This window comes from Nocardia sp. NPDC041819, assembly GCF_055590505.1.
Map to the genome: position 1 here is coordinate 40,787 of NZ_JBVJAP010000015.1, position 13,300 is coordinate 54,086.

Annotated in this window: 12 protein-coding genes; 4 read left to right on the forward strand and 8 right to left on the reverse strand. The window is 69.1% G+C overall.

Annotated elements, in window-relative coordinates; translation table 11 throughout:
* Positions 1-24: 24 nt before the first annotated feature.
* Positions 25-1,317, reverse strand: a complete 1,293-nt coding sequence (locus ACZ6DL_RS30990; RefSeq protein WP_466056404.1) for an acetyl-CoA C-acyltransferase — start codon at positions 1,315-1,317, stop codon at positions 25-27.
* Positions 1,318-1,627: 310 nt separating this feature from the next.
* Here ACZ6DL_RS30990 and ACZ6DL_RS30995 point away from each other — a divergent pair, with 310 nt between their 5' ends.
* From ACZ6DL_RS30995 to ACZ6DL_RS31010, 4 genes are read left to right on the forward strand one after another with little or no spacing between them, the layout of a single operon-like run.
* On the forward strand, positions 1,628-2,329 hold the full coding sequence (locus tag ACZ6DL_RS30995; RefSeq protein ID WP_357044789.1) for a helix-turn-helix domain-containing protein: 702 nt from the start codon (positions 1,628-1,630) through the stop codon (positions 2,327-2,329).
* Positions 2,330-2,339: 10 nt separating this feature from the next.
* Positions 2,340-2,774: a hypothetical protein gene (locus ACZ6DL_RS31000; protein WP_466056406.1), complete on the forward strand. Its 435-nt coding sequence runs from the start codon at positions 2,340-2,342 to the stop codon at positions 2,772-2,774.
* A gap of 47 nt (positions 2,775-2,821) precedes the next feature.
* Entirely contained in the window at positions 2,822-3,346 is a 525-nt protein-coding gene (locus ACZ6DL_RS31005) for a hypothetical protein (RefSeq protein ID WP_396981779.1), read from the forward strand.
* On the forward strand, positions 3,343-4,419 hold the full coding sequence (locus ACZ6DL_RS31010) for an MAB_1171c family putative transporter (RefSeq protein WP_466056408.1): 1,077 nt from the start codon (positions 3,343-3,345) through the stop codon (positions 4,417-4,419). Before ACZ6DL_RS31005 ends, ACZ6DL_RS31010 begins: the two co-directional genes overlap by 4 nt.
* 63 nt (positions 4,420-4,482) lie before the next feature.
* On the opposite strand, the gene hpf is transcribed toward ACZ6DL_RS31010, so the two are convergent.
* The 7 genes from hpf to ahcY form a co-directional block, all read right to left on the reverse strand.
* Positions 4,483-5,097: a ribosome hibernation-promoting factor, HPF/YfiA family gene (hpf, locus tag ACZ6DL_RS31015; protein WP_245664033.1), complete on the reverse strand. Its 615-nt coding sequence runs from the start codon at positions 5,095-5,097 to the stop codon at positions 4,483-4,485.
* A gap of 303 nt (positions 5,098-5,400) precedes the next feature.
* Positions 5,401-6,045 carry a ComF family protein gene (locus ACZ6DL_RS31020; RefSeq protein WP_466056410.1) on the reverse strand — a complete coding sequence of 215 codons (645 nt, stop codon included), beginning with the start codon at positions 6,043-6,045 and terminating at the stop codon, positions 5,401-5,403.
* A 349-nt stretch (positions 6,046-6,394) separates the two neighbouring features.
* Entirely contained in the window at positions 6,395-8,218 is a 1,824-nt protein-coding gene (gene lpqB / locus ACZ6DL_RS31025) for an MtrAB system accessory lipoprotein LpqB (protein WP_466056412.1), read from the reverse strand.
* On the reverse strand, positions 8,215-10,221 hold the full coding sequence (gene mtrB / locus ACZ6DL_RS31030) for an MtrAB system histidine kinase MtrB (RefSeq protein ID WP_466056589.1): 2,007 nt from the start codon (positions 10,219-10,221) through the stop codon (positions 8,215-8,217). The genes lpqB and mtrB overlap by 4 nt, the downstream gene beginning before the upstream one ends.
* Before the next feature lie 44 nt (positions 10,222-10,265).
* A complete protein-coding gene (gene mtrA, locus ACZ6DL_RS31035; RefSeq protein ID WP_039800350.1) occupies positions 10,266-10,943 on the reverse strand; it encodes an MtrAB system response regulator MtrA in 678 nt (225 codons plus the stop codon).
* 78 nt (positions 10,944-11,021) lie between these two features.
* A complete protein-coding gene (locus ACZ6DL_RS31040) occupies positions 11,022-11,669 on the reverse strand; it encodes a dTMP kinase (protein WP_466056414.1) in 648 nt (215 codons plus the stop codon).
* A 144-nt stretch (positions 11,670-11,813) separates the two neighbouring features.
* Positions 11,814-13,298, reverse strand: a complete 1,485-nt coding sequence (ahcY, locus tag ACZ6DL_RS31045) for an adenosylhomocysteinase (RefSeq protein ID WP_062973810.1) — start codon at positions 13,296-13,298, stop codon at positions 11,814-11,816.
* Positions 13,299-13,300 lie beyond the last annotated feature (2 nt).

Genomic DNA, 13,300 nt, shown 5'->3' on the forward strand with positions numbered 1-13,300 from the left:
GCGGGTGCGGCGACCCCGCTCGCGTCAGACGCGTTCGAGCACCGCCGACGCGCCGATGCCGCCCGCGGCGCAAATCCCCAGCAGTGCCGTGTTCTTCCCCGTGCGGGCCAGCTCGTTGGCCATGGTGGTCACCATGCGCGCCCCGGTGGCCCCGAACGGGTGGCCGAGCGAGATCGAGCCACCGTGCACGTTCAGCTTGTCGATGTCCACCTCACCGACGGCGGTGTCGCGATCCAGCCGGGTCTTGGCCCACTCGTCGCTGGCCAGCGCGGTCAGCACCGCCAAGGTCTGGGCGGCGAAGGCCTCGTGGATATCGACGAGATCGGCGTCGCCCAGCGACATCCCGGCCTTCTCCAGCGCCCGAGGCATCGAGATGGCCGGGCCGATCAGCACCTGATCGGCAGGATCAACGCTCACGTAGCTCCACGACCGGAACGCAGCCAGCGGTCGATACCCGAGGGCGTGCGCCTTCTCCTCGCTCATCAACAGCACCGCGGCGGCCCCGTCGGTGAGCGGGCTGGCGTTGCCCGCGGTCACGCTGCCGTCCGCGGCGAAGACCGGCTTCAGAGCGGCCAGCTTCGCGATGCTGGTATCGCCGCGCACCAAGCCGTCGCGCAGGATCTCCACGTCTTCGGGAGTGCGGACCCGCAGCACTTCGTCATCGAACCGGCCGGACTCGATGGCGGCCGCCGCGCGATGGTGCGAACGGGCGGCGAACTCGTCCTGGTCCGCGCGGCTCACGCCGTGGATGCGAGCCATCTTCTCGGCCGACTCGCCCATCACCTCACCGGTGGTGCGCTCGGCGATCCTGGGCCGGCTCGGCAGCAGATCGGTGAACGGCGCGAGGCGCGCGACCGCGGACAGGTAGTCCTTCGGCTTCGGCTTGCCCAGCGCCAGCGGCGCCGCCGCGTGCACGACCTTCTGCGGCAACTTGACCTCGGCGTTCGAGGTGGAATCGCTGCCGCCCGCGATCATGATGTCGTACTCGCCCCGCTCGATCGCGGCCGCCGCCGAGGTGACCGCCTGCAAACCGGAGGCGCAGGCCCTGGTCACCGTGTAGCCCTCGCAACCCGGATCCAGCCGCAGGTCCAGCGCGATCTCCCGGGCGATGTTCGGCGCCGCGCCGGGCAGGATGACACCGCCCCACACGATCGCCTCCACTTGCGCGCCGGGCAGCCCGGTTCGCTCCAGCAGCCCCCGTGCCGCGGCGTCGGCCAGCGCGATGGAATCCATCCGCGTGTATCCGGTGAACGCGCGCAGGAACGGCGTGCGCGCACCGGACACGATCACGGCACGGCGAGCAGCTCTGGTGGCCATGCGATTTCCTTTCGAAAGCCTCGGTCCACCAAACTTACTCTAAAGTAAGTTCACCGTCGACCCCCTTCGCCGACGGTGAACCCGACGTAGCGGCACTCCCCTCCGCCGCCGCTGAACCGGTCCGCCGCGCGCCGTTGAGCGGCAGACCGGAGACGCCCGTCCCGGCGAACGCCCCTGCCCGTCCCGGAACCGCCGCAGGCCCTCCCCGGGACCTTCCGACGCAAAGAACCGTAACAAACTTTCGACTAATTTTCCAAATAGTTTCTATTGATTTGCCTAAGACCTCCTAGCGGCTTACCATGAACGCACTATGCATAGCCCTTCGGAGCTGTCGCGGCAGAAGAGATTCGGGCGAATCATCAGAGAACGCCGGGACGAGCTCGGCCTCACCCAGCTACAGATCGGCGACCTCGGGGGACCTTCGGCGCCGACCATCCGGAAGATCGAGGACGGCGAGGCGACCATCAGCATGCAGACGCTGAACAAGCTCGACGCCCCGCTGCGATGGTTGCCGGGCAGCGCCGCCCGCACCTACGCGGGCGGCGTTCCCGCCGCCGACGAACCCGCGAACGCTCCGCGCGGCGCAGGCGAATCGGTGGTGGCGGGCCCGGACGCGATCCGCTTCGAAATCTCCGATCTCACCGGTCTTCTCGCGGCGTCGGGCAGGCTCACCGACGCCGTCGAGAACGGCCGCACCACCGACCCGCAGGTGGTCGCGGCGATCGCGGAACTCAACCGGGTGGTCTCCAAGCTGTCCGCGCGGTACGCGACCGCCATGCTCGAACGCAACGGCGGACCGGGCAGGCAAGTGCATCCGCTGGTGGAGATGGCCTTCGCGCACCTGCTCGCGATCCCCGCGGAGGCCAGCGACCCCGGCGAGCTACAGGAACGCCGGTACCGCCGCTGGCTGGCCGGTCGATCGGAGGATATCGATGCGGCGACCGAAGCCCGATTCCGCGCACGGTGGCTGGCGGCCAACATGGCGACGACAACGGTTCGAAACGGTGAGTGACGAGGCACCCATGACCGACAACGGCCCCGACCGCGCGGCACTCGCGCTGAGCCGCAAGATCAATCGGCTGTTCGCCGTCGTGCATCCGCGCGACGCACCGGAACGCAGCGTCGAATCCGTCGCCGAGCAGGCAGGCGATTTTCTCGGTCGCCCGGTGCCGCCCGGCCTCCTGACGCGCCTGCGCGACGGCGAGTTCGACGACGAGAACGCGGGCGCGGTGGATCCCGAGATCCTCGCCGCGGTGGCGCGCAGCTTCGGCGTGGCCGCCGACTATCTGCTCACCCGTGGCCCCGCCGCCGAGGCGATCGACCGGGAACTCGAGTTGCTCGCCACCATGCGCGACGCCAACGTCGCCAGCATCGCGCTGCGCGGTTCCAACATCGATCGGGGGATGCTCGCCAAGATCATCCAGAGCACGGCAGGGTCGATGCCGCCGAGTCGGTAGCATGCTTCCCTACATGGGCCACTGAGCTTTTGTAGGAGACCGATCGCATGGCCATCCAGGCCCGGTTCCGGAGCTTGACCCGGGACCTCCCCATACCCCACCCATGGGATTTGCAGACCTATCTCGATGATGTCGCGGCGTACCGGGGCCGCAGCATCAGTCTGTTGCCGATCGATACCGCGCTGCTCGCGGGGACCGGATGCGGCACGGGCAGCGGCCTGTGGATCGCGAAGCAGGACAGCGATGTCATCGCCTACGGCGCCGACACCACCGAATGGCACGCCGAGCACATCATCGTGCACGAGCTCGGGCACATGCTGCTCGGACACGGTCCGGAGCAATCCGAATCCGGTGAGGCGCCCGCGAGCGCACCGACCGTGGCCGCGGTCGCCGACCTGCTGCCCTCGATCTCGCCCGAGTCGATCGCCCACGTGCTCGGCCGCACCGACTACGGCACCCGGCGCGAACGAGACGCGGAGACCTTCGCCGACATGGTGATGCTGCACGCCATGCGTCCGCCGAGCCGCGATTCGCTGCTGCACCGCACGTTCTTCCGCGACCGGCGGCGGTGACCTCGCCGGTCCCGGCGCCGATCGCGATTCCGCTGATCGTGTTCGTCGCGGTGGTCGTGCTCGGGCGCCGTCTCGTGCTGCACCACTCCACCGTGGATCGCCTGCTCAACCGGGCCATGCTGTGGGGCATCGCCACGCTGATCCTGCTCGAACGCGGCATCGCACCGCAGATCGGCAGTCTGCTGCACCAGCTTTCGATGGGCACGCTGTTGATGGAGGTGGTCGGTCTCTACGGGGCGGCCCGGCTGTGGTCCGGCGCCGAACCCGCGTCCGCGTTCGCCCGGCAGCGGGTCTACGACCTCGCCGGACTGGCCGGAGCGGCGATCATCCTGGTCGTGGGGACCGCGGCACGCCAAGGGGGACGGCTGGTGGGGCAATCGCCGGACTGGCAGGCGCTGGTGGTGTGGGCGATCCTGTGGTTTCCGCTGCTGGCCGCCGGTCGGCTGTGCTGGCGCGCGGCGGTGCGCGAACTGCGCTCGGACGAATCGACCGCCGCGGAGCGGATCGTCTACGCCACTCTGCTGGCCACATTGGTCGTCGGATCCGCGGGCCTGGTCGTCTCCGCGATACAGCTCGCAGGGCTCGGCGCGACGGCCGACCCGGCTCTGGTGCGCTGGGCCGCACCGACTTTCGCCGTCTCGGCGCTCGGCGCGGCGCTCCTGGCCGTGCCGCTGGTCACCTGGCTGCGGGCCTGCACGGGCTGGGACCGCGCCGGACGATACTGCCGACGCCTGCGTCCGCTGTGGCGCGATCTGACCGCGGCGGTGCCGGAGGTCGTGCTCGAGCCGGACCTGCCCGCGGCCGAATCCGACGCGCGGCTGATCCGCATGACGGTCGAGATCCGCGACGCCCTGATGCACCTGCGGCACTACCTGCCCGAGGACGCCGCCGGCGCCGACTACGTGGCACAGATCCAGTGCGCCATCGCCGCGAAATCGAGCGGCGCGGCGGTGCGGACGCGGCAGTCGGACCATCCGGTCGGGCCGCCGGTGGGCGACATCGACGCGGATCTGCGGCTGTTACTCGCGATGGCACGCGACTGGCCGCAGGGTGCGAGAGGCGTCTCGACATGATTCTCCGGGCATCCAGCCGGTGAGCTGAATGCCCGGAGAAGTGGGACGGATGGTTCGGTGCCGTCAGGCCAGACGGATCAGGCCGTAGTCGAAGGCATGGCGGCGGTAGACCACCGAGGGCCGGTCGCTCTCCTTGTCGTGGAACAAGAAGAAGTCATGACCGACGAGTTCCATCTGGTACAGGGCGTCGTCGACGGACATCGGCGTCGCCGAGTGCACCTTCGTGCGCACGATGTGGCCGGGACCGGCCTCGTAATCCTGCTCGCGCCCTTGCTCGAGGTGGGTGTGCGCGGCATCGGACTCGGTGAGCCGCTCGAAGAGGGAGTCATCCACCAGATCGGCGGTGGCCTGGGCAACCGACAGCGGCGTCTTGTCGCCGTAGTGCACCCGACGCCGATCCTTGGTGCGGCGCAGCCGGCTCTCCAGCTTCGCGGTCACCGACTCGAAGGCGGCGTAGAAGCTGTCCGCGCAGGCCTCGGCCCGCACGACGGGACCCTTTCCGCGCGCGGTGATTTCGACGCGCTGACAGTTCTTGCGCTGACGCCGGTTGCGCTCGTGGAACAGCTCCACGTCGAAGAGGAAGATCGATGGATCGAAGCGTTCTAATCGGGAGAGTTTTTCCGCGACGTAAATACGAAAATGGTCGGGCACCTCGACGTTGCGGCCCTTCACCACGATGTCGCCGCGTGGCGCACGTGGTCGTTCCGCTGCGGGTTGCTCGGGTGCTGCTTCCTGGGTGCCGGAGTCCAGCACCGAAGGAGCGGGATCTTTCACTGAAGGTCGTGAAGAAGTCGTCACGCGTACCTCCCGGATCTGGCCGCACCGACCGATTCCAGTGCGGCGGGATTGAGCCGTGCCGATCGACAATTACTCGGCACAAGTTGTCCGAGGCGCCACCTCCAAACTTGCGGTTCGGGTGTGTGTCCGCGACGCTAGTCCGCCGACGCGCTGATCGCCAGTGTTCACGCAAATTTCCCGGAGTCAAGCAACACACGTAACCAGAACGCCATGTGTCGGCAATCCGATGTGCCACAGTGCACGCACCGATTCGCGGGCCGTGGCACCGGTGGTCAACACGTCGTCGACCAGCACTATCTCGGCGTTCGCCGGTATTCCCCGCTCGGCGAAACGGCCGGGGACGGTGCGCACCCGCCCCTCTAGGTTGCGAACCCGCTCGGCGGGTGTCAAGCCGACCGAATCACGCACCTCTCGCCCCACTCGCAACAGGGGTACCATGCTGGTCTCCGGTAGCCATCGCGCGGCTACCGCGGCCGACCGCAGCACCGGATCGCCGCCTCGGCGTCGCGCCGCCACGCCCCTGCTCGGCGCGGGAACCAGCACCAAAGGACGGCGCGGCGAACGCAACTCGGCGAGCGCGCCCGCGAGCGCCGCCCCGAGTGGCTTCGCCAGATTCCGCCTGCCTCGTTCCTTGACGGCGAGCACCGCCCGGCGCGCGGGCCCGGCGTACGGCCCGAGCGCCCAGCACGGAACGCCCGGATCGGTGCGCGGCCACACCCGCACCGGAGGGCCGGTCAGGGTGACGGCACAGGCGGCGCACCAATCGGCTCCGGAACGTCCGCAGCCCGCGCAGGCGGCGGGCAGTACCAGATCGAGCAGGGTTCGCATCGACCGAGTGTGCGCCCGGCCCCCGACAAGTTCGCTCGCTCAGGTCGACGGCGGCGGTCGTATGCCTCTGCGGCAAGGACATTTACGCGCTACGGTCGCCGCCCCCCAACTCGGAACCCATGGAGACCCCTGAGGCAGTCCACGGGTGTTCCGCCTCGGGAACAACGCCCGGAGACCCGCCCGGGGCGCCCACATTCGAGTAGGTCCCGGCGGCGGGCCATGGCATCGAGCCAGCTGGATCACCCTCGGGCGATGCTCGCGGAAGGACCTGCACCATCGCCGCGTGTACCTCTCGGTCGCCCGAGCGGTAGCACCGATCCCGCACCGCGTACTCGGGCGGGATTCAGCCTCAGCCGGGCAGGACGGGTATGGCGTTCGCGCCCAGACCCGGAACCTCGCGCCAGTACGGCTGCCCTTGGTCCGGAGCGGAGGTCAGCTCCAGCACCGCGCGGGAGTCGGCGACGTACTGGTGGTCCGGGCTCGCGCTCACCGAGCGCACCGGCGCCGTCAGATTCTGTGAGGTCAGCGGGGTCGGCTCCGAGCCGTCGACCGACACCGTGCTGACCGGGTCCACATTGCCCTCACGGGCGATGATGATGGTGTCCGCGTCGAGCCAGTCCACCGAGACGGCGGCCGTGCTGAGTCCGACGCCCACGGGAAGCGCCGAGGTCAGCGCCACCTTTCCGTCCGGTTTGGGCACGACGACCGCGACGTACACCCTGCCGTCGGCGATCATCGCCGCCCGCACTCCGGACCGGGAGATCCGTAGTTCGGTGATCGGCAGCCGAGGCGAGGTGGCCGAGGATGCTGCCGTCAGCCCGGAGATGTCGACGTTCTGCACCGATACGTTGCCACTGCCCCGGTCATTGACCGCGCGGATCACCCGGTCGCCGTCGACCACCGCCCATGCCGCGCTGCCGTCCGCGGTCCAGGAGGGCCGGGTGATGGTGAAGCCCTCGGCCACCGGAAAGGCATTGCCGCCGTAGGTGCCGACCATCAGCGTGCGCGACGGCACGCCCGGTGGTCTTCCGGCTTCCGCGACGGCGGCGACGAGCTGACCGTCCGGGGACAACGTCGCCGACTGGAGGTTGTTCACTCCGCCGAAGTAGCCGGGAGCGGGGATGATGCCACCGTTCTCGGCGATTTGCACCAGCCCCCCGCCGCGCAGCGCGTGCAGCCCGGTCTGGTTGCGCACGGAGGTGGCCGGATTGAACTGCTGTACGTCGGCCACGCTCCAGCCGTTCGCGGCGAACCGCTCGTCCAGCGGCTTGCCGTCGGCGAGCAGCATGTACGGCCCGAGGACGTCGGCGCTGGACAACGTGAGCACCACCTGAGCGGCCAGCAGCTCGCGCTCGCGCGGATTCAACGCCGATGCGCCCGCCAAGTCGATTTTGACGCCGCCGAGCCCGATGCCGACGCCGTCGGGGTCACCGTTGGCCTTGGTGATCGCCCCGCGCAGCGCGATCGGTGGCGTCAGCTCGCTGCGCAGCACCGAGGCCAGCGCGGGCTGCGGCCCCTCGAGCAACGAGCTGAGCAATCGCTGGGCCAGCTGGGCTTTCGGCACCGCGAGCCAGCGCAGGTCCGGGACGGCCATATTGCCGCTCGGATCGATGAAGTACAGCACGTAGCGGCGGTAGGACTTGAAGAACGCGGTGGAGTCCATGACGACGCCGTCGGGCAATTCGTCGATGCGCCACTCGCCGTTGATCTTGGTCAGCTCGATCTTGTTCTCGACGAAGGGGATGTCGTCGTTGGGACGGTACCCGCCGTCGGCGGACAGCTCCCCGACCTTGCGCGCGCGGATCAGATAGTTGGCTTTGTCTCCGGAGCGCGACTCTCGCAACGTATCGGGCTTCTCGACGATGACGGTGCCCGCCGCGTCGTCCCATTGGGTGGAAGCCGCGGGGGTCATGTACTGCCGGGCGGCCAGATGCCGGTTGGCGGGATCGGCGGTGGCCTGGAGGAAGTCGCGCAGCAGCAGATCGGGATCGCGGTTGGCGACCGGTGGCGGCGGACCCTCGGAGGTGGGCTCCCGGTTGATGGTGCCCAGCGCCTCCGGCGCGGAGGACTCGGGCAGGCTGGCGCAGGCGGTGAGCGGTGCCACGACCGCGAGGATCGTCGCCACCAGCACTGTCAGTCGCCGCTCCCGCGCAGATCTGACACGCATTCTCATGACTGTACGTCCCCCGGTTCGCGCGCCCCGCCGCCCCCGGGTTGCGCCGACTCCGATGCCGATGAGCCGTTCGTTCCCGACGCGTGCGCCTCGTCGGTCGAGGCGGTGTCGGTGGGCTGCGTGCTGCCGGCCGGGGCGTGCGGTTCATTCGCACGAGCCTCCGAGCCGCCTTCCGCGCCCCTGCTGTCTCCTTCATCGCCGCTCGGCCTGTCGCCGTCCGGCTCGTTCGCGTGCTCCGAACGCCCGTTGTCGAGCGCCGCCCCGGAATCGCCCTGCTGCGCACCGGCCGGATCGGAACTGCCCGGCTGCGCGCTATGCGGCACGGCGCTCGTCCCCTGCGCAGCGCTCGAAGCGGTCGAGTCGTTAGTGGCATCGTCCGGTTCGGCGGCGACCGGCGGCGCCTTCTCCGGTTCGACGGGCGGTTCCGGCTCGACCAGGCGCATCGACTTGCGCGCCGGTTCCAGCGGAAGCGGGCTCGGGCCGAGTTTCTTGCCGCGCACCAGCGGCAGCGTCAGGCGGAAGCTGGCGCCGATGCCCGCTTCACCCCAGGCCTCGAGCTTGCCCTCGTGCAGGTTCGCGTCCTCCACGCTGATCGACAGGCCGAGACCGGTGCCGCCGGAGCGGCGCATGCGGGACGGATCCGAGCGCCAGAACCGGTTGAAGACCAGCTTCTCCTCGCCCGGCCGCAGACCGACGCCTTGATCGCGCACGACGACGGCGACGGCGTTGGCCTCGACGTCGCCGCGCATCCGGATCAGCACCGGCTTGCCCTCGCTGTGGTCGATCGCGTTGGCGAGCAGGTTGCGCAGCACGCGCTCCACCCTGCGCGGATCGACCTCGGCGACGAGCGGGTCCTCCGGCATATCGCTGATCACCTCGACCCCGGCGTCCTTGGCCAGGTGCCGCACGGTGGAGATCGCGGCCCGCGCGCACATCCGCACGTCCAGCGACTCGACCTGGAGTTCGGCGACGCCCGCGTCGTGCCTGCTGATCTCCAGCAGGTCGTTGAGCAGGCCCTCGAACCGGTCCAGCTCGTTGACCAGCAACTCGGCGCTGCGGGCCAGGGCGGGGTCGAGGTCGTCGCTGCTGCCGTGGATCAGGTCGGCGGCCATGCGCACGGTGGTCAGCGGCGTGCGCAACTCGTGGCTGACGTCGGAGGTGAACCGGCGCTGTAGATTGCCGAACTCCTCCAGCTGGGTGATCTGGTTGGAGAGGCTCTCGGCCATCTCGTTGAACGCCTGGGCCAGCCGCGCCATATCGTCCTCGCCGCGCACCAGCATGCGTTCCTTGAGCCTGCCGTCGGCGAACCGGCCCGCGATCCGGGCGGCGGAACGAATCGGCAGGACCACCTGCCTGGTGACCAGCGCGGTGATCGCGGCCAGCAACACCAGCAGCACGATGCCGCCGACCAGCATGGTGCCGCGCATCAGCGACAGGCTGCGTTCCTCGTTGGCCAGCGGGAAGATCAGGTAGATCTCCAGGGTCGGGATCTCCGCGCTCGGGCTGCCGATGATCAGCGCGCGCCCGCGGTAGCCATCCGCGTCGTCGACCGTGGCGAACTGGTAGCTGACCTGGTTGCGCTGCACGAACCGGCGCAGTTCGTCGGGCACCTCTTGGATCGGGCCGCGCGGAATCTGCTGCGGCGGCATCCCGCCGATGACGCTCAGCGCCGAATCGAAGCTGCCCGCCGCGCCGGTGGACTGGCCGGTGCCGCCGCGGTTGGACAGCGCGTTGCGGGCCTCTTCCAACCGCTGCGGTTGGGCGCCGATGTCGTGCACACCCGCCAGCTGGCTTTCCACCGTGTTGCGCGCACGGTCCATCTCCTCGACCGCGGCGTTGATCTTGGCGTCCAACAACCGGTCGGTGATCTGACTGGTCAGCACCACGCCCAGGATCGTGATGACGATCAGCGACAGCGTCAGCGTGGACACGATGACGCGCAACTGCAGCGAACGACGCCACAGGTGGCCTAAGGCAATGCCGACCGCTTGGAACCAGGCCACCACCGGAGCCAGCGATCGTTCCAGACGCGTGATCACGCCATGGATCACGGCGGTCCGGCCTTGTAACCGACACCGCGGACGGTCAGCACGATCTCCGGGTTCTCGGGATCCTTCTCCACCTTCGCCCGCAACCGCTGCACGTGGACGTTCACCAGGCGGGTGTCCGCGGCGTGCCGGTAGCCCCAGACCTGCTCGAGCAGGACCTCACGGGTGAACACCTGACGCGGCTTACGAGCCAGGGCGACGAGCAGGTCGAACTCCAGCGGCGTCAGCGAGATCTGCGCGCCGCCGCGGCTGACCTTGTGCGCGGGCACATCGATCACGATATCGGCGATCGACAGCAGCTCGGCGGGCTCCTCCTCGGTCCGGCGCAGGCGCGCCCGCACCCGGGCGACGAGCTCCTTCGGCTTGAAGGGCTTGACGATGTAATCGTCGGCGCCCGATTCCAGACCCAGCACGACGTCGACCGTGTCGGTCTTCGCCGTGAGCATCACGATCGGAACCCCGGAATCGGCCCGCAGCACACGGCACACGTCGATGCCGTTCATGCCGGGCAGCATCAGGTCCAGCAACACCAGATCGGGGCGGATCTCGCGAACCGCCGCCAGGGCCTGTGTGCCGTCGCCGACCACGTGCGGGTCGAACCCTTCCCCGCGCAAGACGATCGTGAGCATCTCGGCGAGTGCCATATCGTCGTCGACGACCAGAATCTTCGGCTTCATAACTACTATGTTGTCATCTCCCAGGCCAGGATCGGGCCGCCACGCCAACACTGGTGCGAACCCACGGCACAGCCAACCTTATCGACCAACGATTTCGGCGATCCGCGCGGCCAGCTCAGCCGGACCGTCGTCGGATCGGTATGTCCACCAGGGTCCGCGCCAGTCGCGTTCGGCCAGCTCACGGTACACCGCGCCGGTCCGGTGCTGCAGACCGCCGTCACGCTCGTAGGCGTCGAGGGCGCGCTCGGCGTCGAGTTCGCCACGCTTGCGGGCACGCTCGGCCGCGAGTTCGGTGGGCACGTCCAGCAACACCTGCAGGGCAGGCACGGGCAGCGCGAATCTGCCGAACTCCAATTCGCCCACCCAGTCCACGATTTCACCGTCGGCGGACTGCCCGAGGCGAGCGGCCGAGTAGGCGGCGTTGGAGGCGACGTAGCGATCCAGGAGTACAACGTCGTTGTCGGCCAACAGCTTCGACAGTTCGTCCAGCGCGTCCGCGCGGTCCAGCGCGAACAGCAGGGCCATGCCGCTGACCGAGCCCGCGAGATCGCCGTGCGCGCCACGCAGCGCCTCGGCGGCAAGATCGGCGTGCACCGAGACGCGGTAGCGCGGGAAGGCCACCGTCGCGACGCGCAGCCCGCGCCCCCGCAGATCGGCGACAACCCGCTCGATCAGCGTCCGCTTGCCGGCGCCGTCGAGCCCCTCGACCGCTATCAGCACTCCCATGACCAGGCAGACTACCCCGCCCGCTAACCGGCGCTCGCACCGACTGACCAGCGAGGATGCCGGGCGCCCAGGCCGGGTGCGCCGGGGCTGCCCGGCGAGCCGGATGTCCGCCGCCGGAAGCGGACGGGACACCCGGCGGCGCGCTCAGTAGCGGTAGTGGTCCGGCTTGTACGGGCCCTCGACGTCGACGCCGATGTACTCGGCCTGGTCCTTGGTGAGCTTGGTGAGCTCGCCGCCGAGCGCTTCGACGTGGATGCGGGCGACCTTCTCGTCCAGGTGCTTCGGCAGCCGGTAGACCTCGTTGTCGTACTGCTCGGGCTTGGTCCACAGCTCGATCTGGGCGATCACCTGGTTGGAGAAGCTGTTGGACATCACGAACGACGGGTGGCCGGTCGCGTTGCCGAGGTTGAGCAGACGCCCCTCCGACAGCACCAGGATCGAGCGGCCGCTCTCCTTGAACGTCCACAGGTCGACCTGCGGCTTGATGGTCAACTTCGTTGCGCCGGAACGCTCCAGCGCCGCCATGTCGATCTCGTTGTCGAAGTGGCCGATGTTGCCCAGGATGGCCTGGTCCTTCATCGCCTTCATGTGCTCGAGGGTGATGATGTCCTTGTTGCCGGTCGCGGTGATGACGATGTCGGCCTCGCCGATCGCGTTCTCCACGGTCACCACGTCGTAGCCGTCCATCAGCGCCTGCAGCGCGTTGATCGGGTCGATCTCGGTGACCTGCACCCGGGCGCCCTGTCCGGCAAGCGATTCCGCGCAACCCTTGCCGACATCGCCGTAGCCGCAGATCAATATCTTCTTGCCGCCGATGAGCACGTCGGTGCCGCGGTTGATGCCGTCGATCAGCGAGTGGCGGGTGCCGTACTTGTTGTCGAACTTGCTCTTGGTGACCGAGTCGTTGACGTTGATCGCGGGGAACACCAGCTCACCCGCCGCCGCGAACTGGTAGAGCCGCAGCACGCCGGTGGTGGTCTCCTCGGTGACGCCGCGCACCGACTCGGCGATCTTGCTCCACTTGCCCCGGTCGGTCTCGAACCGCTCGCGCAGCAGGTTCAGGAAGACCTTGTACTCGGCCGAGTGGTCCTCGTCCTCGGGCGGCACCACGCCCGCCTTCTCGAACTGCGCGCCGCGCAGCACGAGCATGGTGGCGTCGCCGCCGTCGTCGAGGATCATGTTGGCCGGTTCACCCGGCCAGGTGAGCATCTGCTCGGCGGCCCACCAGTACTCCTCCAGCGTCTCGCCCTTCCAGGCGAACACCGGGGTGCCCTTGGGCTCCTCGACGGTGCCGTTCGGGCCGACGACGACGGCGGCCGCCGCGTGGTCCTGGGTGGAGAAGATGTTGCAGGAGGCCCAGCGGACCTCGGCGCCGAGGCTGGTCAGGGTCTCGATCAGCACCGCGGTCTGCACGGTCATGTGCAGCGAGCCGGAGATGCGCGCGCCCTGCAGCGGCCGCACCTCGGCGTATTCACGGCGCAGCGCCATCAGACCGGGCATCTCGTGTTCGGCCAGGCGGATCTCTTTGCGGCCGAAATCGGCCAGCGACAGATCCGCCACCTTGTAGTCGATGCCGTTGCGGACATCGGCGGTCAACGACGTGCGTGCGGGAAGTTCTGAGGTGGTCATCA

Bases quoted from the DNA above. Each gene is read 5' to 3' on its own strand.
- ACZ6DL_RS31000 (WP_466056406.1), top strand. From the start codon at position 2,340: ATGACCGACAACGGCCCCGACCGCGCGGCACTCGCGCTGAGCCGCAAG.
- ACZ6DL_RS30990 (WP_466056404.1), bottom strand. From the start codon at position 1,317: ATGGCCACCAGAGCTGCTCGCCGTGCCGTGATCGTGTCCGGTGCGCGC.
- ACZ6DL_RS30995 (WP_357044789.1), top strand. From the start codon at position 1,628: ATGCATAGCCCTTCGGAGCTGTCGCGGCAGAAGAGATTCGGGCGAATC.
- ACZ6DL_RS31020 (WP_466056410.1), bottom strand. From the start codon at position 6,045: ATGCGAACCCTGCTCGATCTGGTACTGCCCGCCGCCTGCGCGGGCTGC.
- lpqB (WP_466056412.1), bottom strand. From the start codon at position 8,218: ATGAGAATGCGTGTCAGATCTGCGCGGGAGCGGCGACTGACAGTGCTG.
- ACZ6DL_RS31005 (WP_396981779.1), top strand. From the start codon at position 2,822: ATGGCCATCCAGGCCCGGTTCCGGAGCTTGACCCGGGACCTCCCCATA.
- ahcY (WP_062973810.1), bottom strand. From the start codon at position 13,298: ATGACCACCTCAGAACTTCCCGCACGCACGTCGTTGACCGCCGATGTC.
- ACZ6DL_RS31040 (WP_466056414.1), bottom strand. From the start codon at position 11,669: ATGGGAGTGCTGATAGCGGTCGAGGGGCTCGACGGCGCCGGCAAGCGG.
- mtrA (WP_039800350.1), bottom strand. From the start codon at position 10,943: ATGAAGCCGAAGATTCTGGTCGTCGACGACGATATGGCACTCGCCGAG.